At 41.0% G+C, this 19,774-nt stretch carries 22 protein-coding genes; 2 read left to right on the top strand and 20 right to left on the bottom strand.

The genetic code is table 11. The features are described 5' to 3' along the window. Positions 1-50 precede the first annotated feature (50 nt). From N1I86_RS15365 to N1I86_RS15285, 17 genes are all read right to left on the bottom strand, one after another. Positions 51-629, bottom strand: coding sequence for a YpmS family protein (locus N1I86_RS15365; RefSeq protein ID WP_003354938.1), 579 nt, complete (start codon positions 627-629; stop codon positions 51-53). Continuing rightward, on the bottom strand, positions 630-1,436 hold the full coding sequence (locus N1I86_RS15360) for an SGNH/GDSL hydrolase family protein (protein ID WP_003354936.1): 807 nt from the start codon (positions 1,434-1,436) through the stop codon (positions 630-632). 1,224 nt (positions 1,437-2,660) lie between these two features. Beyond that, positions 2,661-2,912 carry a DUF2535 family protein gene (locus tag N1I86_RS15355; protein WP_003354935.1) on the bottom strand — a complete coding sequence of 84 codons (252 nt, stop codon included), beginning with the start codon at positions 2,910-2,912 and terminating at the stop codon, positions 2,661-2,663. Positions 2,913-3,060: 148 nt separating this feature from the next. Next, positions 3,061-3,855 carry an ABC transporter ATP-binding protein gene (locus N1I86_RS15350; protein ID WP_003354934.1) on the bottom strand — a complete coding sequence of 265 codons (795 nt, stop codon included), beginning with the start codon at positions 3,853-3,855 and terminating at the stop codon, positions 3,061-3,063. Further along, positions 3,830-4,849 carry an ABC transporter permease gene (locus tag N1I86_RS15345; RefSeq protein WP_341097043.1) on the bottom strand — a complete coding sequence of 340 codons (1,020 nt, stop codon included), beginning with the start codon at positions 4,847-4,849 and terminating at the stop codon, positions 3,830-3,832. The genes N1I86_RS15350 and N1I86_RS15345 overlap by 26 nt, the downstream gene beginning before the upstream one ends. 62 nt (positions 4,850-4,911) lie before the next feature. Further along, positions 4,912-5,907 (bottom strand): ABC transporter substrate-binding protein, encoded by a 996-nt coding sequence (locus tag N1I86_RS15340; protein ID WP_341097041.1) that lies wholly within the window; start codon positions 5,905-5,907, stop codon positions 4,912-4,914. Between the two features lie 162 nt (positions 5,908-6,069). After that, positions 6,070-6,552 (bottom strand): dihydrofolate reductase, encoded by a 483-nt coding sequence (locus tag N1I86_RS15335; RefSeq protein ID WP_341097038.1) that lies wholly within the window; start codon positions 6,550-6,552, stop codon positions 6,070-6,072. Further along, positions 6,549-7,343, bottom strand: coding sequence for a thymidylate synthase (locus N1I86_RS15330; protein WP_048624472.1), 795 nt, complete (start codon positions 7,341-7,343; stop codon positions 6,549-6,551). The genes N1I86_RS15335 and N1I86_RS15330 overlap by 4 nt, the downstream gene beginning before the upstream one ends. Before the next feature lie 209 nt (positions 7,344-7,552). Further along, entirely contained in the window at positions 7,553-8,284 is a 732-nt protein-coding gene (locus N1I86_RS15325; RefSeq protein ID WP_341097035.1) for an anthrax toxin lethal factor-related metalloendopeptidase, read from the bottom strand. Between the two features lie 136 nt (positions 8,285-8,420). Further along, entirely contained in the window at positions 8,421-8,651 is a 231-nt protein-coding gene (locus N1I86_RS15320; RefSeq protein WP_003355060.1) for an excisionase family DNA-binding protein, read from the bottom strand. 74 nt (positions 8,652-8,725) lie between these two features. Further along, on the bottom strand, positions 8,726-9,475 hold the full coding sequence (locus tag N1I86_RS15315; protein WP_327805268.1) for a TerC family protein: 750 nt from the start codon (positions 9,473-9,475) through the stop codon (positions 8,726-8,728). 178 nt (positions 9,476-9,653) lie between these two features. Then, on the bottom strand, positions 9,654-10,091 hold the full coding sequence (locus N1I86_RS15310) for a BrxA/BrxB family bacilliredoxin (protein ID WP_003355062.1): 438 nt from the start codon (positions 10,089-10,091) through the stop codon (positions 9,654-9,656). After that, positions 10,088-11,230 (bottom strand): conserved virulence factor C family protein, encoded by a 1,143-nt coding sequence (locus N1I86_RS15305; protein ID WP_341097032.1) that lies wholly within the window; start codon positions 11,228-11,230, stop codon positions 10,088-10,090. The genes N1I86_RS15310 and N1I86_RS15305 overlap by 4 nt, the downstream gene beginning before the upstream one ends. 86 nt (positions 11,231-11,316) lie before the next feature. Then, a complete protein-coding gene (locus tag N1I86_RS15300; RefSeq protein WP_341097390.1) occupies positions 11,317-13,191 on the bottom strand; it encodes an ABC-F family ATP-binding cassette domain-containing protein in 1,875 nt (624 codons plus the stop codon). A 379-nt stretch (positions 13,192-13,570) separates the two neighbouring features. Continuing rightward, complete coding sequence (locus N1I86_RS15295) at positions 13,571-14,056, bottom strand: hypothetical protein (RefSeq protein WP_003355065.1); 486 nt, start codon at positions 14,054-14,056, stop codon at positions 13,571-13,573. Positions 14,057-14,113: 57 nt separating this feature from the next. After that, positions 14,114-15,802: a formate--tetrahydrofolate ligase gene (locus N1I86_RS15290; protein WP_341097030.1), complete on the bottom strand. Its 1,689-nt coding sequence runs from the start codon at positions 15,800-15,802 to the stop codon at positions 14,114-14,116. A gap of 59 nt (positions 15,803-15,861) precedes the next feature. Beyond that, positions 15,862-16,551 carry a class I SAM-dependent methyltransferase gene (locus N1I86_RS15285; protein WP_341097028.1) on the bottom strand — a complete coding sequence of 230 codons (690 nt, stop codon included), beginning with the start codon at positions 16,549-16,551 and terminating at the stop codon, positions 15,862-15,864. A 120-nt stretch (positions 16,552-16,671) separates the two neighbouring features. On the opposite strand from N1I86_RS15285, the gene N1I86_RS15280 reads away from it, so the two are divergent. Continuing rightward, positions 16,672-16,890: a DUF3892 domain-containing protein gene (locus N1I86_RS15280; RefSeq protein ID WP_341097026.1), complete on the top strand. Its 219-nt coding sequence runs from the start codon at positions 16,672-16,674 to the stop codon at positions 16,888-16,890. A gap of 85 nt (positions 16,891-16,975) precedes the next feature. Here the strand turns inward: N1I86_RS15280 and mntR are convergent, their stop codons facing one another. Further along, positions 16,976-17,401, bottom strand: a complete 426-nt coding sequence (mntR, locus tag N1I86_RS15275; protein ID WP_048623526.1) for a transcriptional regulator MntR — start codon at positions 17,399-17,401, stop codon at positions 16,976-16,978. Between the two features lie 289 nt (positions 17,402-17,690). Between mntR and cspD the strand changes: the two genes are divergently transcribed. Beyond that, positions 17,691-17,891, top strand: coding sequence for a cold-shock protein CspD (cspD, locus tag N1I86_RS15270; protein WP_003355070.1), 201 nt, complete (start codon positions 17,691-17,693; stop codon positions 17,889-17,891). A gap of 848 nt (positions 17,892-18,739) precedes the next feature. Here cspD and N1I86_RS15265 read toward each other — a convergent pair. Beyond that, on the bottom strand, positions 18,740-18,913 hold the full coding sequence (locus N1I86_RS15265) for a zinc-finger domain-containing protein (RefSeq protein ID WP_081473103.1): 174 nt from the start codon (positions 18,911-18,913) through the stop codon (positions 18,740-18,742). 40 nt (positions 18,914-18,953) lie between these two features. Next, the gene (locus N1I86_RS15260; RefSeq protein ID WP_270583556.1) at positions 18,954-19,607 is read right to left on the bottom strand and encodes a reverse transcriptase-like protein; all 654 of its coding nucleotides are present in this window, start codon (positions 19,605-19,607) and stop codon (positions 18,954-18,956) included. Between the last annotated feature and the right edge of the window lie 167 nt (positions 19,608-19,774).

The raw sequence follows: 19,774 nt of genomic DNA, 5'->3' as shown, positions 1-19,774 counted from the left end.
AAAGGAGAGCAATCATTTTCCTTTTTTGATGACTGTCGTCTTTTTTTCATTCATTGCACGGGAACGAGCAATGTGAACGAGATTCGATCTTTAGGAAGATTAAATTCATTTACCCGTATGCTGACATTGTTCTTCAGATTCATTCTTTTTGTGGAGACATAAATCATTTTTTGGTTAGGGAATATCCGTACCCAATCCGGAAAATGATATGATTCTTGGGCAATTTTCAGTACATAGGAAGGCGGCAAATGTAACTCGCCAAGCGACATTCCCTTTTGTTTTAATACGATATCTCCATTTTTCAACGCTTTCGGTTCAAACGTCATATTAAAATGAACCGATGTAGAAAAAAGGTCTAATTTTCCGGTTAATTCGACATCGTCCTTTAGATTCACATAATAATCAATGGGAGTGTCTCCTTTTTCTTTCGCAATATACGAGTTAATCACTTTATTCAGATCCTCTTTATTCGTTTCCAAGTGAAATGGAATCGTTTTGCCTACGTTTTTTTCCTTAGGAATTTCTCCTTGATCCACTGGCCAGAAAATAAGGCCGATGAAGACGATGATGATGAAAAGGACCAAGCCTAATAAAAGAAAAAAAGCTCTTTTCCACTTATTTGCACTCATTTACTGTTTCTCCTCTTTCTCTAACACTATTTTCCCATTTGTTAATTCTTCTAGCTTTCTCCCTTTGATAGTTTGATAGATCCGATTAGCCATCAATTGGTACCCTTGATCATTCGGATGAAAATGATCATTGAATAATAAATTTTCTTTTTGACGGTAAAAAATATCATCAATGCTAACAAAAACGGCGTGAGGAAATTTTTTTACCACTTGTTTGCTGGCTGCATTCCAATGATAAATCACTTGATTAATTTCCCTTATATCGGAAAACCATTCTAAAAATGGATTGTAAATACCGATAAGGACGATCCCTACATGAGGATTGTATTGACGTATTGTCTTGAAAATGGCAAACAGCCGCTGTTGATAAGGCTTTTCTTCTTGTAGAAACACGTTTGCGTTTAAATCCATGAAATGATCTCGAAGGATTTTCATTACATCATTTCCACCGATTGTAATGAATACCATATCCGCTTTTTCTATGGCTGATTTCATTTGCCTTGTCTTTAAGCGTTCGAGCAGCTGATCTGATCTCGTCCCTTTAATTCCATAATTTTGAAATTTAGCACTTTTTACCATTTTCAATTTTTCCAAGTCTTTTTTCAAATAGGGAATATAACCACCTTTATTCGTACTGTCACCTACCCCTTGGGTTAAGGAATCCCCAATGGCAACCACCTTCAAATCTTTAGGTACCACTTTTTCGGTTTGTGACTGAACCGTTTTTTCGGATCCTCCTATATAGGAACAACCGGCTACCGGAAAAAGCAAAAGAAAAGCGAAGAAAATATAGGCTGCCGATTTCACTGAATGGTCTCACCTCGCTGCAGATAAAATCTTAGCTGTGGGTTCCACTATGAAAATAACATATTATGATGTTCATAACGGAAAAGTTTCACTTTATTATAACACGATAAAAAGTTTCCTAAATAAGATTTCCGTACCATTTCGGGTATTAACTCCAAATCGATGCAGCCAAACCACCTTTTCAACCAAAACACTCCCTTCGTTTCAAACCGAAGAATGAACAATTCAAAACATTTCCTCATTTTCCAAAACTCATCCGGAAACGTCGGAAAAGGCTCTGCGTCATTACGATTGCAACGACTGTGCCGTACACAATCACCATGTTGATTGATGATTCTGTTAAAAGCAGCCCCTTGCGTTTCATAGAAAGGACATTACCAAATGGCCAAAATAATGTCGTATACTTCATAGGATGAATAAGGAAAGGAAATGGTGAAATAATTCATACCATATATCTATCCATACAGACAAAATCGAGTAGGAGGGAGCGATTAACTCCCGTCCTCTCACACCACCGTACGTACGGTTCCGTATACGGCGGTTCAATTAAGATAATTGACGCAAGTCTTTATAACTTCCGTGAATAGCTGTTCTCTTTATGCCAGTGGTCACTCCACCCTCCAAGAGGTCTCCCACGGGATTCACCGCTTCCTCCCTCAAGTGAGGTACTACGTCTTCTGTGTTCATCATGACTCACTGAATACCAAGGGCTATTCTCTCTTAATTGTTCGGTCCTTCCGAATTGTTCTAGACCAATTCGTACTATGACCTCTGCTGACTTCTGACGGTTCAGCTACTTATCACTAAGTAGGTTATGAAGAGTACTTCACATATCCGCCAGACCTCCCCGGGTAAGTACATGCACTTTCACACCATCTATCCGCCTCATTTACTCGATATGACCTTCGACAGAAAGAGCTTTGTTTTGTTATGCAAACTCACTCCATCATACCTAGCCTTATATGAGGTTCGTGTTCCTCGGTCCGGTGTTTTGCCTCCAGCTTCCTTCAGATTCCGCGTCACCACGGACACCCTTGCTCTTGTCTATCCTCTACTTCTGTCTTCGGGGTTCGGGACTTACACCCTATAGTTCATGTACATGCCGGGCGCACATACAAAAAAGAGTGCATGGCTTCCTGCACTCTTTGTAGATTCATTCATTTGCACAGAACGTGGAATCATATCCGCAAAGGTCTTTTGATTTTGTATAATTGAAAAATAGGATTATGCATTGTTTTTCAGAATACTGGATCCGTATAGTTGTTCATAATCCGGCCATCTTAAAACTTTTTTCAAGTAATCGCGAAACGAATAGAACGGCCGTGGATTCTGAGCATAGTAGATTCTGGTCATCATGGTCTCTAAACGAATTCTTACGCCAACATAGAAAGGGTTATCCTCCTCCAATACAGGAATTTCACTGATTTTTACCCTTTGGCCTTTCTTTGTCTGAAACTCAATCGCTTTGAGTATCAAAATATCATCCTCTTTTAACCCGTTTATTTTTATTATACTCCATTTTGAGCTTAAAAGAATGCATAATGACCTAAAAAATTTCTTTTTAAAAAAATTTGGAAAAAAGACCTCCATGTTCTTGATCGAAGGAAAAGCAGCAGCCATCTGTTTACGCCAAAATCGTGCGGTCGTTGAGCAATTTTTCACCTTTTATCTTCTGGAATTCTTCCAACAGTTTTTCGACCGTTAATGTCCTTTTTTCTTTTTCATCGGCTTCAAAAATAATTTGTCCCTTGTCCATCATAATTAAGCGATTGCCGAGATCGATAGCTTGCTGCATATTATGCGTCACCATGAGAGTCGTCAAATGGAACGTTTCGACGATCCTTTTCGTTAGGTGGGTGATCAGTTCCGCTCTAGATGGATCAAGGGCTGCAGTATGTTCATCGAGCAATAAAATTTCGGGTTCCGTAAATGTAGCCATTAACAAAGACAAGGCTTGCCGTTCCCCACCTGATAAAAGCCCCACCTTTGCTTGCAGCCGATTTTCCAATCCCAATTCCAGCATTTGCAATTTTTCTTTAAACAGTTCTTTTCTTTTTTTAGTCACTCCGATCGATAATGTACGTCTTTTCGTACGATTGTAAGCAATAGCGAGGTTTTCTTCAATGGTCATGGACGGAGAAGTACCCGCCATAGGATCTTGAAACACTCTTCCGATTTTCCTTGCCCGCTTATGTTCAGGAACGTTGGTGACATCAACTCCGTTTAAACGTACAATCCCCAAATCAGGAGCTAACTTTCCGGATATGATATTCATTAAAGTAGATTTTCCCGCTCCATTGCTGCCGATCACGGTGACAAAATCCCCTTTTTTCAATTGTAGATCAAGGTGATGTATCGCTACTTTTTCATCAGGAGTTCCTTCATAGAAAACTTTATAGATTTGATTTAATTCCAGCATCTGTTTCACCTCGATCCGTTGCTGCACGTATCCTCATCAAAACCCGCTGCTTCTTCATTTGATGTCTTCGATACTGTTCAATCAATTGTGGAACGATTAACGCTAGAACTACGATTGCAGCTGTAATCAGCTTCATATCCCCCGTATCGAAAAATTGAATGCGAAGTGCCAGCCCAATAATGATTCGGTAAATAATCGCACCAACGATAACCGCCGCAGTGGCTCGAATAATAGTTTTGTCGTCGATGATCGCTTCGCCAATAATGACTGACGCCAAGCCTATGACGATCATCCCGATTCCCATGCCAATATCGTTAAAACCGTTATATTGAGCGATCAATGCTCCCGAAAAAGCAACAAATGCGTTGGAAAGACCAAGTCCTAACACTTTCAACCAATCAGTGTTCGCCGAGAACGTTTTGATCATATTTTCGTTGTCTCCTACAGCACGAATGCTTAAACCAATTTCGGTTCGCATAAACCAATCGATCAATTTTTTCATACAGTAAGCCAGCACTAGCATAATGATGAATATACCCCACGTTTTCGGAACATATGCGCCAAGACCCGCCAACTCCAGCCAATGGTTGATCGCTTGGTCGATTCCTAGATGATTCCACCACTTGGAAATGATCGTGATGACTGTATCTTCAGCCAGTAAAGGAACATTTGGCTTTCCCATGATGCGAAGGTTAACGGAATAAAGAGCCGTCATCATTAAAATCCCGGAAAGCAGCGGATTGATCTTTCCTTTTGTGTGCAAGAGGCCTGTTATACATCCAGCTAAAAAGCCGGCAAGAAAGGCACAACCTGTTGCTATAAAAGGGTTTATTCCGGAAACGATCATAACGGAAGCCACTGCACCTCCAGTCACGAAGCTTCCGTCAACCGTTAAATCGGGAAAGTCTAATATGCGAAAAGAAATGTACACTCCCAATGCCATAATGGCGTAAATGACGCCTGCCTCTACAGACCCAAACAAAGAAGTAAACATGCTCATCCCTCCAAGAAGCAGTCAAACAAACTGCTCTGTTCACCCTTACCGCTCATCAAACATTATTGAATCAATTCCGCTTCTTTTTTCCACTCGTCTTTGATGGGAATATTCATGGCTTTCGCCGCCTTTTCATTGATGACTAATTTCAGCTTTGACGGTGGTTCAACGGATATATCACCCGGTTTCTTTTCCCCTTTTAAAATTTGTGCGGCCTTTTTTCCTGCCTCATAGCCTATATCATAATATTCAAAACCATAAGCAGCGAAACCTCCTCGTTTAACAGAATCCAGTTCACCTACAAATAGCGGAATATCGTGGTCATCCGCTACTTTGATGACGGATTCTAATGCTGAAACAACGGTATTATCCGTGAATATATAGAGAAAATCCGCTTTGCCGACCAGCGATTCCGCCGCTTGCTTCACTTCAGAAGAAGTCGAAACCGTAACGGGAACTATTTCTAATTTGTATTTTTTGGCTGCTTTTTTTACTTGATTGATTTGCGCCACTGAATTCGGCTCTCCGGCATTGTAAATGACTCCCACTTTTTTTCCTTTAAACTGTTCCGCCATAAATTGAACCGTTTTCGGTATCGCTTCAGGATGCATATCCGTTGTACCTGTTATATTGCCTCCCGGTTTTTCCATCGATTTGACTAATCCGCTGCCGACGGGATCAGATACCGACGTGAAAACGATTGGTATCTCTTTTGTCGCATTTAAGGCGCCTAATGCGCTAGGAGTTGAGTTGGCAAAAATTAAATCAACGCCCTCGCTCGCAAAATTGTTGGCAATCGTCTGGTTGTTATTTTGGTCTCCCTGGGCAATCTGCACATCATATTTTGCCGAAATCCCTTCATCTTTCAGTGCTTTCTTAAATCCTTTAAACGCATTGTTTAAAGAAGGATGCTCCACAATTTGCGTAACACCGATCGTATACGTTTTCTCTTGTTTGGACCCGCTTTTTCCGCTACTTGTTTCTTTGCTGCCGCATCCACTTAAAAGCAGGGTACTGACTAAACCTGCAGCTAGAATCCCTTTCCACTTCCTTTTCACAAAAATCCCCCCATTCTTTTTTGCTCAAACGCTGTTATGTATTAAAATTATGAAGTACAATATTCACAAAATCAAGTATTTTAAAAATTTTATAAAAATAATGATTTTTTTATCGATTTTTTAGAAATTAAAAAAGCAGCGGAAGAAACCGCTGCAATTCGTTTAAGATCGGCTAAAAAGAAGGAATTCATAATCATATGGATTTTGTTCGTCTTTTATTCCTTTTTTCTTTTCCTCAATCCGCCACTCGTTCCAGTTCACTTCCGGAAAATACGTATCGCCAGCAAAATGGTGATGGATTTTTGTTATATACATTCGTTTTGCATGAGGAAGGAAGATACGAAAAATTTCGGCTCCTCCAATAATAAAAATTTCTCCGTACTGATCGTTCATCGCTAGCACTTCTTCCGGAGAATGTACAATCGTGCAGTCGTCCGCCCGAAAACTGCGGTTTTTGGTCAGTACCACATTTTTTCGCCCGGGCAGCGGCTTACCAATCGATTCAAACGTCTTTCGCCCCATCACAATCACATGTCCCATCGTCGTCCGCTTAAAAAACTTCAAATCCTCAGGCAATCTCCAAGGCAATCGGTTGTCATTGCCAATAACGCCGTTTTCATCCATCGCTACAATTAACGAAATCATACGCTCACAACACCCGGAATATGTGGATGTGGATCATATCCTTCCAATCGAAAATCTTCATATTGGAAATCAAAAATATTTTTCACTTCCGGATTTAGGATCATTTTCGGCAGCGGACGCGGCTCGCGTGTTAATTGCAGCTTAACTTGTTCAAGATGGTTTAAATAAATATGAACGTCTCCAAATGTATGAATGAACTCGCCTGGTTTTAAGCCGCAAACATGAGCGATCATCATCGTTAAAAGAGCGTAAGAAGCAATATTAAACGGAACACCAAGAAAAACATCTGCCGACCGTTGGTATAATTGACACGATAATTTACCGTCGGCCACGTAAAACTGAAATAAAGCATGGCATGGAGGCAAAGCCATTTTCTCAATTTCTGCTGCGTTCCAAGCACTAACGATCAATCGTCTCGAATTAGGGTTCGTTTTAATTTGCTCGATCACTTGAGAAATTTGATCCACTGTTTGGCCATCCGCACCTCTCCAAGAACGCCATTGATAACCGTAGATCGGTCCAAGGTCGCCGTTTTCATCTGCCCATTCGTTCCAAATCCTTACGCCATGCTCCTGCAAATAGCGAACATTCGTATCTCCCCGCAAAAACCAAAGCAATTCATAAATAATGGACTTTAAATGAAGCTTTTTCGTTGTCAAGAGAGGAAAACCATCTTCCAGAGAAATTCTCATCTGATAGCCAAACGTACTAATGGTACCTGTGCCTGTCCGGTCATCTTTCTTTATTCCATTGTTTAAAACATGTTCGATTAACTCTAAATATTGTTTCAAGAACTCCACCTCGATTCTACCTGTTGCAAATTGATTGTACCAAAAGCGAGTCTAATCAGAAAATACTTTTCATATAATATCACAGAGAGTCTGTCTTAGATAGCGAAATTGTTTTTTCTCTAGTCCCCGACAGAAAAAAATCCCCACACAGTGGGGAGACAAATGAATGTGCTACTTATTTTTTGTCCAATTTTTCAAAACCATGTTGATCAAACAGATATATCAGCAACATAAAAATGGCTTTTTTCCATATCTACGAAATATTGATAGGTTTCTGGTGCATGTTGGCGCAAGTAAGCCTTTGTTTGGCTGTTTAAATAATACATAGCAAACGTTTCTGCAAAATATTCTTCCTGATAATCAATAAAATAAGATTGATGCGGAAAAAGAACAGGGGCTTCTTTTTTCCAGATAGCATGGAAACGCAGGTCGCCGAAAGGATCGTTGTAAATATAACGATCAACCGAATGCCCGAGTTCATGAAGTTCCAAACTAACAGAACCGTGCCCTTTTCCTTTTTCGCTGCATCCAATTTTGGCGAGCACCCACTTCGATCCCCCGATTCCGGGGACATTATCCCATTTCACGTTGTGATTTGCATATCCGCGGGGACTCTCTCCTTTTAAATAGGAAGCAGTAGGAATATCAGTTAATTTCCCATTAAAAAGATAAATCTTGATTCCTGCTTGATCTATTTTTTTTAATAGAGGCGGAGGAAGATGATCCAAGTGTCGGATCATTTTCTCCGCCTCTATGGGCTGTCCGATTTTTTCAGGAAGTACGACAATATCTCCCAATGTCTGTTTCGAACGAAGGCTAATATTGTTTACTAGATGAGAATTTTTTAGAAACATGCCTGTAATAGAGGCATTTGTATGCGGGTGAAGCGGCCAAACAGACAGTAGCAAAAAGAGTAGAGAAATGATCAAGATACGTTTCATGGCCATCGCCCTCCCCTATTAAACTACATTCATTGTATCATAGAATAAGAGAGCGAAGAGCAAGCCAACTTCTTGAACCTTTTCCATATCATGATGATTTTTCCTATTCTTTTCTAGTTCGCCGCGCGTCCATCACCTAATCTTCATCTTTGACATCCAAGTCTTCCGGAATCGGTTCATTGTACCATTCTTCCAACTGTTTTTTTAATTTTTCCATTTGTTCTAAATGAGTATTGAATTGATCTTTATAAATTAAATACTGTTCTCCGTCAAAAACAGCGCGGATTTTATTATGAAGTATCAAGCTCTCAATATACTTTTCCGGCAATGATAAATAATCCGCTGTTTCTTTTATCGTTAAATACATCCTTTCGCCTCTTTCTATCAATCTCTCTAATGCACCCATTCTGTACCACACTGACAAAAGGGTATTTCGTTCCATCATTTCTTTCTTAATATATGGGTTGCAAAGGTCAATATAAAACATAGGAGTATAAATGCGAAGAAATAAACATGCTCAATTTCTATATGGAAAACACTTAAGAGCATTTTTATGGATATAAAAATAATGATGACGTAAGCGGTAGTTTCCAGTTCTGGAATACGATCAATGAGCCGCAAAAACAATCCGGCGACTCCTCTCATCATCAGAACTCCCAACATTCCGCCAATCAACAGGACCCATACTTTTTCACTGATTCCGAAAGCTGCCAAGATGCTGTCAACAGAAAAAGCCGCATCCATCATTTCCACGGCCGCTACCGTACCCCAAAATGGCCCGAACAACTTGATTAATAAGCCATTTTTCTTGATCCCGGTAACCTCTTGATCCACTTTTTCGCCCATACTCTTATCGACAAAGTAATGGATAGACAACCAGGCAAGATAAAGTGCTCCAAGTACTTTAATCCACCATAGCTTAATTAAATAAACACCGATCCCAATGGCAATAAATCTTAAAAGATATGCACCAATCAGTCCGTAAAACAGCGCTTTTCTTCTTTGAGCACCGGGAAGATGGCGAACCATCACCGCTAATACTAAAGCGTTGTCGGAAGAGAGAAGCCCCTCTAAAACAACGAGAGTACCGATCAGTCCCCAGCTTACGGGATCCGTTAACACTTCCATCCACATGTCCCATTCAAAAAATTGTGCATAAGTCTTTGTGATGTCTTGAATTATCTCTGACATGAAGAGCCTCCTGTAATAAACAATGATGGGTTAGGATGTTTTCATTCCCATCATCTATTGCGTTCATTTGATTTTTCCGTAATAAAAAAATTCACTCACCTTTATTCTAATCGGAAAAGACAAATATCCTGAAAGGTTAGTAAGTGAAAAAGGATGCCTATTCGACATCCTTTCTCCATTAATCGCAAAACTGATGAAGGGCATTCGTTAAATTGGTAACGATGTCTTCAACCTCATGGTATTCGATATCTTCCCTCGGAATAAAGTGAACAACTTCTTTGCCTTTTAATATGGCCATGGACGGCGATGAAGGCTCATAGCCTGTAAAATATTCCCGCATTTTGGCCGTAGCTTCCCGATCTTGTCCAGCAAAAACCGTCACCAAATGATCCGGCTTTTTCTCTGATTCTGCGATCGCCTTAACGGCTGCAGGACGAGCAAGCCCCGCAGCGCAGCCGCACATAGAATTGACAAATACTAGTGTCGTTCCTTCTGCTTGGTCCATGAAATGAACGACTTCTTCTGGTGTGATCAACTCTTGAAAACCGGCGTCCACCAATTCCTGTCTCATCGGCTTCACTAATTGTTTCATATATTCTTCATAAGCATTCGTCATTTCTTTTCCTCCGATTTTTCATTTTTTCGGGCTTCGGTCATTTGTTTCCAAACAGAACCTTTTCCCTCTTGTCCACCTTCTATTCGTTCAATTGCCATTTTAATCTGCATTTGCACTTCAAACTCCGGATCATTTTCCGCCGCTTTTAATGCCGGAAGGGCCGTTTCATCTCCGACTTCATATAAATACATGGCGGCACGCCATCGGACGATTTTGCTTTTATCCTTCAGAGCTTCACACATTGCAGGGATTGCTTCTTTAAATCCAAGGTCGGATAAACAATCTCCTGCTGTTCGGCGAACGGCCACCACCGGATCTTTTAACGCTTTATACAAAAGCGGCAATACTTTTTTATCTTTGATCATGCCTACATAGACCACTGCAAGTCTGCGAATGGCTACTTTATCATCGTTCATCGCTTTTTCAAGCAAGGGCAAATCGTCCAATGTAGGATCTTCCATTCGTTCCAACAGCTGATACCGCTTCCGCCAGTCCGATTCATCCAACATCTCGGGTGTCAACTTGACCCGTTCTAGCTTATACTCACTTTGACGTTCTCCTTGTCGGGCGCGATCAACGAGCGCATCCAACCTTTCCCGGGTGTAAAGTGCGGTGATTTCTTCTATCATACTTTTTCCAATTTCATCCATATCCCCATACCGAACACCGTAATCTTTCCAAGTACGCTGCAGAACAAAATTGTCGCCATCTTGCTGAGCAGCTTCAAAAGCTTTAATGAATTCCTGAGGCAGTCCAAATCGTTTTTCTTCTTGACCGTCATTTAATTTAATCTGCAATGGAATACCTTTAAACATTTGAACCGATACTTTTACTTCCCCAAAATGTTCATTGGCCGTTCTCTTTTCGGGCTTGGTTTCCACTTCTTCGCCAAATACGCGTCGTACTTTCGGCAAAATTTCTTGCCAATCATATTTTCCATTTCGTTCCACTGCCAAGAAATCTGCCACGTGATAAACGCCTTTTACCCCATCTATCTTTAATATGTCAGCGATGACTGGGGGCGCATCACTACTTTGCTCTTTCTTGTAATTATGGCTTTTCCCCGAGGGAAGTTCCTCATCCAATATAATTTTCATTGTATTAGGGCTAGGCGTAGGTTCTATTGCCACAATTTTCAAGTTTCTTCCTCCCCTCATCGAACCGGAAAATTCGTAACAATGCCATTGTATCATAAACGAGAGACAACCGATGAATGATTTGTCTATTAGGCTAATTCCGAAAGATAGCTCCACCGTTCAATCAAAAATTCGAGCTGTTCGTTTAATTGATTTAGTTCCTCCATGATCGACTGTGCCTTTTCAAAATCGCTTCCGGTTGTTTCTAGTTGTTGTTCTAACTCTTTGATCTTGTTTTCTGTATCCGCAATTTTGTCTTCAATTTCCTCCCATTCTTTTTTTTCTAAATACGTCATTCTTTTCTTTTCTGATTTTGATGCTTTAGGTTTACGTTCCTCTTTCAACGGTGGAGAAGGTTTTTTCGCTGCCTCCTGCTCGTTCAAATAGTCACTGTAAGATCCGTAATAGTGACGTATGTTCCCCTCTTCTTCAAAAACGAGCAGCTCTTTGGCCGTTTTATCCAAAAAATAGCGATCATGGGAGACCGTTATGACCACGCCGGGAAAATCCTCCAAATAATCTTCCAACACCGTTAAAGTTTCCGTATCAAGATCATTCGTTGGTTCGTCTAAAAACAGCACATTGGGCTGTGACATTAACAGTTTTAATAAATAAAGCCGCCGCTTCTCGCCTCCGGACAGCTTTCGAATCGGCGTTCCATGCGTGTTCATCGGAAAAAGAAATCTTTCCAGCATTTGGGCGGCTGAAATGCGTTCACCGCTTTTTGTTTCAATCACTTCTGCTTCTTCTCGAATATAAGCAATGATCCGCTTATTTTCATCCATGTCGGTACGCTCTTGTGTGTAAAAAGCGATTTTAACGGTTGATCCAGTCACCAATTCTCCTTCATCCAAAGGAATTTTCCCAGCCAAAATATTTAAGAAGGTAGATTTGCCGCTCCCGTTTCGTCCGACAATCCCGATGCGGTCATGCGGCTTCACAATCCAATCAAAATTTTTCAATATGACCTTGTCGCCGAAAGCTTTAGAAGCATGTTTTAATTCAAACACTTGTTTCCCGAGGCGGCTTCCTTTCAATTGAATATCGAGCTGCTCTTTTTTGACGCGATTTTCCACTTTTTCTTCGAGCTTTTCAAAGCGTTCAATCCGTGCCTTTTGTTTTGTGGATCGTGCTTTAGCCCCTCGTTTTATCCACGCCAATTCTCTTCTGTACAAATTGCGGCGTTTTTTCTCCAGAGATTCTTCCTGTTCTTCACGCACCGCTTTCGCTTCCAGATAATCTTGGTAATTTCCTTTATAAAGAAAAATGTTTCCTTTTGCCAATTCAAACATTCGATTGGCAGTCGCATCGAGAAAATAGCGATCATGTGTAACAAAGAAAACAGATTTCGGATATTTGTTCAAAAAATCTTGAAGCCATTGAATCGTTTCAAAATCAAGATGGTTCGTTGGTTCGTCCAAGATCAGCAAATCAGGTGTTTCAATCAATACTTGCGCCAGGGCAACCCGTTTCTTTTGCCCTCCGGAGAGAGTCGCAATTTTTTGATCAAAATGATCGATCCCCAACTTCGTTAAAATCGTTTTGGCATTCGTGTTTGCTTCCCAAGCGTTCAGTGCGTCCATCTTTTTTTGTAGTTCAAACAATTTTTCCGTTAATTCCATCTTTTGCGGATATTTTTCTAGCAGCGACACGGTTGCTTCATATTCTTTTAAGAGACGGATCACCTCGGCTTCACTTTGGAAAATTTGATCTAAAACGGTTCGATCTCCTATTAGTTCCGGTTCTTGAGGAAGATACGCAATAGAATAATCATTCGGTGCGGATATCTCCCCTTCATCCGCAACGTCCTTTCCTGCGACAATTTTCAATAACGTCGATTTTCCTGTGCCGTTCACCCCGATTAACCCGATCCGTTCTTTTTCACCGAGGGTAAATGAAATATCTTGAAACAATACTTTATCCCCATATGATTTAGACAAATGTTCAACGGATAAAATTTTCATATTCAACGTACAGGAGCCCTCCACAGCGAAAGGGGATGGTTGGCAGAAGCGTTCGCCAAATTTTCTCCTATACTTCCTCCTTTCATCTGAACGTAACGATAGCCTTTAAGAAAATGATTCTATCGTTTGCGACAATCCCCAATTTGGCGGCGAGGAATGCTCCGGCCTGTAAACAGAAACCATTTATATGAAACGTAAAAAACAAACATTTTTGCCGCTATTCTTTGAAATGACAGAATCCTTTCACGGAAAAGAACGATTATACATGCAGTAATCCGTCCGGTTGAACGACTTTCTTGATGAATAAACACGAGTGAATGATTCTCAATGGACATTTTAATCAAATTTCGAAATCCAAAAGGAATCCATTGTCGTGATATCAATCTTGAAGAGTCGCAACAAAAAATTCGATCAGTTGTTGCAAATCGTCCATCATGTCTTCCGTAATTAATCGTTCAAAACGGACCACTAATTCACACGATTTTCCCGACAAAGAAGAATCAATGTTTCTTGTTTCGAACATTCTTGGTTGTCCCCATGCTGCTTTCCATTTTCGGATTCTTTCTTTCGTCACGTCTTGCTCACTTCCGGAATAAACCACTTCAAGGAATGCTCCGCGTTGTTCGGCAGCCCCGTTGGCAAGCAATTCAGCGGACAACTGTTCCAAACGGGCATAAAGTCGGAAGGTGGCAAGAATATTCGAGCGCTCCTTTAATGAAAATGAAAGCGAATATTTTCTCGAAAGCCGAGCTAAGTCTATAATATCATTTCTCTCTTTTATGGAGATGACTCCATTTAAATCCAAATCATAGAACAATCCTTCCGCCACTACTTTCATATTGTCAAAAGCCGTTGGATCAAACATGCCCTCACCTCTTTTTCACGCAAACAGTAAAAGAAAGAACCCAATAGGCTCTTTCTGTTAAAATAAACCGATCGCTCTTCCTTGTTCATCGACATCCATTTGATTAGCAGCAGGATGTTTGGGAAGGCCGGGCATGGTCAACACGTCTCCTGTCAGCGCGACGATAAAACCAGCACCTAATTTTGGCAGCAGCTCCCGTACGTGGATGACAAAGTCTCTTGGACGACCTAATTTTTCAGGATCATCCGATAAAGAGTATTGAGTTTTAGCCATGCAAATCGGCAAACCACTCCAACCATTCTCTTCAAACTCTTTCAATTGTTTGCGAGCTTTTGCCGAAAACTCAACCCCTTTTCCGCCATAAATCGATTGAACAATGGCCAAGATTTTTTCTTCCAAGCTTTGTTCAAGGGAGTACAGAGGACGGAAAGAATGATTGGACTGCTCGATCACTTTTAACACTTTTTCCGCCAAATCCAAGCCTCCTTTTCCGCCTTTTTCCCACACTTCCGTTAAGGCCACAGGGATTCGTTTTTCGGCACACCATTGAAAAAGTTCATTGATTTCGTTTTCCGTATCCGTTATAAACCGATTCACCGCTACGACAAGAGGCAGGTCAAATTGCTGGATGGATTCAATATGTTTTTGCAAATTCGCGATGCCTTTTCTTAAAGCGGACAGGTTTTCTTGATTTAATTCGCTTTTTCCTTGTCCGCCGTGCATTTTCAAGGCACGGATTGTCGCGACAATCACGACGGCATCCGGTTGAAATCCGGCAGCGCGCGTTTTGATATTGAGAAATTTTTCAGCTCCCAAATCAGCACCAAATCCTGCTTCTGTCACGACCACGTCCGCAAGTTTCAACGCAGCTTTTGTGGCCATTACACTATTGCAGCCGTGGGCAATATTGGCGAAAGGACCGCCATGAACCAGCGCAGGTGTATGCTCGATCGTTTGGACTAAGTTCGGCTTCAGAGCATCTTTTAACAATAGGGTAAGGGCCCCTTCAGCCCCAAGATCGCCAGCGGTTACGGGCTCTTTATCGTAATTGTAGGCGACTACCATTTGCGACAGCCTTCTTTTTAAATCCTGTAAATCGGTCGCGAGACAAAGGACCGCCATGATTTCAGAAGCAACGGTAATGTCAAAGCCATCTTCGCGCGGCACTCCCTGTGAAGGACCGCCTAATCCAACCACGATTTTTCTTAGCGCACGGTCGTTCAAATCCAATGATCGTTTCCAAACAATCCGTCTTGGGTCGATTCTCAACTCATTTCCTTGATGAATATGATTATCTAATAGAGCGGCCAAGGCATTATTCGCTGTCGTAATGGCATGGATGTCCCCGGTAAAATGCAAGTTAATATCTTCCATTGGCATGACTTGGGCATATCCCCCGCCTGCCGCTCCACCTTTTATTCCCATCGTCGGACCTAGCGAAGGTTCCCTCAACGCAATCATCGTTTTCTTGCCTAATTGCGAGAGAGCGTCTCCCAAGCCAACAGTGACCGTCGATTTCCCTTCACCCGCAGGAGTCGGATTAATGGAAGTAACGAGAATCAGTTTTCCGTTTGGTTTTGTATTCAATCGCTTTAACGTTTCATAGGACAACTTCGCTTTATATTTCCCATAAAATTCTAAATCTTCTTCTTCCAAACCAATCGATTTCGCGACTTCTTTTATCGGCTTGAGCTCCGCCTCTTGGGCGATCTCGATATCGGTCTTTACTTTCGTATGTATACCCATTTTTATTTCCCCCATTGTGTATGAAAGTCTGTCATTTCAAAGGCCTTTGGCAAAGGTGCTCAATTCACCTTCTGCAGCAAAAAGACAGTCATAAAAGAAATCGCCTGTTTTAATGGGTCGGGGAGAGTGGATAATATGGTTCTGTCCGTTTCCCTTTTCGGAACATGGAGTTCCTTTAATGTTATAAAACCATGCTCAGATGCTAATTTGCTAAATTCCCATGGCATCATTGTATTCATCATCACTTTTTCTCCCAACAATCTAGGGTATGCATTTTCCCTCGGACCGGCGGTTGGGCCCAAAATCCCTATACAGGCGATTCCTTTCGGTATTAAAATCCTTCCTATTTCACGTATTACGTCCAAAGGAGACTCCGTCCATTCAATAGAATTGATCGCCAGCACCCCGTCCTGTGAGTGATCAGGAATCGGCACATTTGAAAGATCTCCAACTAAAAATCGGACGTTCGGATACTGATAAGACTTTGCGATGCTGATCATTTGTTCAGAAAGATCAATACCCGTCACCAGATAACCGGCTTCAGCCAATTTTAATGCGGCATAACCGTCGCCACACCCTAAATCGCAAATCTTTTTTCCAATTGGCAAAGCGCTTTGTAAAAATGGCAATATTTCTTTTCGGCTGCCTTTTTCCCACATATTCTTACTTCTAGCATGCCAATTTTGCGCATTCTGATTCCATTGATCCTTCGCATAGTCCGTCCACTCGTTTGATTTCAAAAGAACCACCGCCTGTTTTTACCATAATCATAATCGAACGCTGTATTCGAAACAATAAAAATTTATTAGTAAAAATCCGTTTCCAAGGACATGATAGACAATAGATTCTACAAAGAAAGAGGGGTAACAATGGAATATATTGTTGCTGTCCAAAGAAACTCTTCAGGAGACATCGTTAGTGTTAAAACCTCCAAAGGAAGGATCATTTCCTACCAAAAAGCCTTGATGGAAGCAGAAGCTGGGATGTTGGGCGGCACCGAAATCCAATGGAACAAAGATGGTAACCGAATTTTATTGAATAAAATGTCCGAGGACATCTACTTTTCTGATTTCCCTTCCATTTATTAAAGGACGGTTTTCCCTAATTTTTCTTATGTTGAAACCGATAGGTGCCGCATAAAAAAACTTCCCGGGTCCATACTCAGGAAGCGCTTTACATTTCTTCTTCATTTTTCATCTGAATCATGCGAAGCGATTCAATCCGTTCGGGAGTTTCTTCAAAAAATTGCAGCAAATCGGCAATGCGGTTAATGGAGTCCCAACTCAAATGGTGCTCAATTCCTTCCACATCGTTATAAATATTCTCTTCTTTTACACCAATCGTTCTTAAAAACGATTCCAACAGATCATGACGATCGACAAGCCTCTTCCCGATTTTTTTCCCTTTTGGAGTAAGGACAAGACCTCGATATTTCTCATATACCAAATATTCATCTTTATCTAACTTCTGAACCATTTTGGTCACAGAAGATGGGTGCACAGACAAAGCTTCGGCGATATCCGAAACCCTTGCATACCCTTTATTTTCAATTAACAAGTAAATTTGTTCTATGTAATCCTCCATGCTCGGCGTTGGCATGTTCTACCTCCAATTCTTCCGATAAGGAAAGTGTACTACCAATTGAATATTATCATAAGAATGAACAAAAATAAAAATATATCATTGAATTCTTTCTTTGAGAAGAGAAATTTTTCTAAAAGGCCTGTTCTTATCTTGACTTCTCTCTTCTTATGTTGTATATTGGTGTTATCAATTAACAGAATATGTTCCGCCTTTCAAACTATAGGAAGCCGTGAAGTATTTTGTTATTTGATAAATATTTTGATTGAGCACGATGTGCTTGGAAAGTTTAGGAGGATTTAATAATATGCAAAACGGTAAAGTAAAATGGTTTAACAATGAAAAAGGCTATGGGTTTATTGAAGTTGAGGGCGGAGACGACGTATTCGTTCATTTCACAGCTATTCAAGGTGACGGTTACAAATCACTTGAAGAAGGTCAAGCAGTTTCTTTCGAAATCGTTGAAGGTAACCGCGGACCACAAGCTGCTAATGTTGTAAAACTTTAATTTCGCGATTTTGGTTTCTTTTTGACCATTGTGAATATGAAAAGCTGGCGGTTTTCCGCCAGCTTTTTTTGATGTGCGCCCGGCATGTACATGAACTATAGGGTGTAAGTCCCGAACCCCGAAGACAGAAGTAGAGGTTAGCCAAGAGCAAGGGTGTCCGTGGTGACGCGGAATCTGAAGGAAGCTGGAGGCAAAACACCGGTCCGAGGAACACGAACCTCATATAAGGCTAGGTATGATGGAGTGAGTTTGCATAACAAAACAAAGCTCTTTCTGTCGAAGGTCATATCGAGTAAATGAGGCGGATAGATGGTGTGAAAGTGCATGTACTTACCCGGGGAGGTCTGGCGGATATGTGAAGTACTCTTCATAACCTACTTAGTGATAAGTAGCTGAACCGTCAGAAGTCAGCAGAGGTCATAGTATTAGTTGGTCTAGAACAACTAAGAAGGACCGAACAATTAAGAGAGAATAGCCCTTGGTATTCAGTGAGTCATGATGAACACAGAAAACGTAGTACCTCACTTGAGGGAGGAAGCGGTGAATCCCGTGGGAGACCTCTTGGAGGGTGGAGTGACCACTGGCATAAAGAGAACAGCTATTCACGGAAGTTATAAAGACTTGCGTCAATGATCTTAATTGAACCGCCGTATACGGAACCGTACGTACGGTGGTGTGAGAGGACGGGAGTTAATCGCTCCCTCCTACTCGATTCTTGAAAGAATGAATGAAACATCTTCAAGATTGCGATTCGATTACTGCGATTTACTGATGAACGGATTCAACATGGAAAAACAGAAACGAAATTCTTCGCATGCGGACAGCTCCTCAACATCTTTCTCTCCATCTTAAAGTCGCCGTCCGTATTCTTTTAGTTTTTCTCCTACTGTACATTCACGAATACAAAATCGGTGAGCCCTTGTTTTCCCATATTCTTTTCGCAACGTGGATTTCACTAAACATCCTCGACAATATGTTTGTAGTAATTCATCCACCTCTTCCAACAACTGTTTCCTATCCAATTGAGTCAACACCCTTCGTACTGAACGATTCTATTTATCATCATAATTTCGAATGACTGTTTATTGTAATTCCTTTCAGCGCTTGGCTCGCTAATTTGTCCGCTTCTTTATTTTGCTTTCTATCCACCTCTTTGTAAAGAGGCTTTATTTGCAGTTCGTTGATTTTCGCTTCAATCCTGTCCAGCCATTTATTTAGATTTTCTTCAAAGCACGGCCACTCCCCGGACAACTGTTTTAATACCCCTAATGAATCGCCGGAAATGGTGCATACCGTATTTTTGACCCCTAGTTCTTCCAGCATTTGCATGGCTTGATATAAAGCTGCATATTCCGCTTCATTATTGGATTCTAGTTCATCTAGCTTATGGTTGGCTCTTATCCTGTAGGGCACCCCACTTTTTGTGTAATAAATAACGATACCAGTGCCTGCTGTAAATGTGGTACGGTCAAATCCTCCGTCAAAATACACCGTGATATCAACCGGCTCTTCCTCCAGCTTTTCGTTTAATTTTATATATTCTTTTTTGGACCACTGATTTTGCAACTCGTCGATGACAACTACTTGCTTCAATCTTCCGGTTTTTTCTAAATCTTGGATCAGCGGCAGAACTTTTTCTTTCTCCATCCAGTCTGATTCAAACCATATTTCCTGGATTTTCTTTTGGCTGTATAGCCATTTTATTTTCATTTTCATCTTGTTCACCTGTTCCTATCTTTTCGCAAGTTCATTTGTTTAGTACAATAATTTTTATGAACATTTTATAAAGTGAAACTTCCATAAGCGGGGGTTTTTCATCCCCGCTTATGGTTAGTTGAACTTATCGAGCATTAGGGACATTAGCCCCCAATAATACTTACATA

The organism is Bacillus sp. FSL W8-0116, from assembly GCF_038003825.1.
Lineage (GTDB): Bacteria > Bacillota > Bacilli > Bacillales > DSM-4216 > Bacillus_O > Bacillus_O smithii.
This window is presented reverse-complemented; position numbering and strand designations above follow the sequence as displayed.

Excerpts from the sequence above, each read along its gene's own strand:
- N1I86_RS15310 (WP_003355062.1), bottom strand. The coding sequence starts at position 10,091 with ATGACGAATGCTTATGAAGAATATATGAAACAATTAGTGAAGCCGATG.
- N1I86_RS15260 (WP_270583556.1), bottom strand. The coding sequence starts at position 19,607 with ATGAAAATGAAAATAAAATGGCTATACAGCCAAAAGAAAATCCAGGAA.
- N1I86_RS15290 (WP_341097030.1), bottom strand. The coding sequence starts at position 15,802 with ATGGGTATACATACGAAAGTAAAGACCGATATCGAGATCGCCCAAGAG.
- N1I86_RS15315 (WP_327805268.1), bottom strand. The coding sequence starts at position 9,475 with ATGTCAGAGATAATTCAAGACATCACAAAGACTTATGCACAATTTTTT.
- N1I86_RS15295 (WP_003355065.1), bottom strand. The coding sequence starts at position 14,056 with ATGTTTGATCCAACGGCTTTTGACAATATGAAAGTAGTGGCGGAAGGA.
- N1I86_RS15365 (WP_003354938.1), bottom strand. The coding sequence starts at position 629 with ATGAGTGCAAATAAGTGGAAAAGAGCTTTTTTTCTTTTATTAGGCTTG.
- N1I86_RS15320 (WP_003355060.1), bottom strand. The coding sequence starts at position 8,651 with ATGTATTTAACGATAAAAGAAACAGCGGATTATTTATCATTGCCGGAA.
- N1I86_RS15335 (WP_341097038.1), bottom strand. The coding sequence starts at position 6,552 with ATGATTTCGTTAATTGTAGCGATGGATGAAAACGGCGTTATTGGCAAT.
- N1I86_RS15300 (WP_341097390.1), bottom strand. The coding sequence starts at position 13,191 with ATGAAAATTTTATCCGTTGAACATTTGTCTAAATCATATGGGGATAAA.
- N1I86_RS15325 (WP_341097035.1), bottom strand. The coding sequence starts at position 8,284 with ATGAAACGTATCTTGATCATTTCTCTACTCTTTTTGCTACTGTCTGTT.
- mntR (WP_048623526.1), bottom strand. The coding sequence starts at position 17,401 with ATGCCAACGCCGAGCATGGAGGATTACATAGAACAAATTTACTTGTTA.
- N1I86_RS15350 (WP_003354934.1), bottom strand. The coding sequence starts at position 3,855 with ATGCTGGAATTAAATCAAATCTATAAAGTTTTCTATGAAGGAACTCCT.
- N1I86_RS15345 (WP_341097043.1), bottom strand. The coding sequence starts at position 4,849 with ATGTTTACTTCTTTGTTTGGGTCTGTAGAGGCAGGCGTCATTTACGCC.
- N1I86_RS15280 (WP_341097026.1), top strand. The coding sequence starts at position 16,672 with ATGGAATATATTGTTGCTGTCCAAAGAAACTCTTCAGGAGACATCGTT.
- cspD (WP_003355070.1), top strand. The coding sequence starts at position 17,691 with ATGCAAAACGGTAAAGTAAAATGGTTTAACAATGAAAAAGGCTATGGG.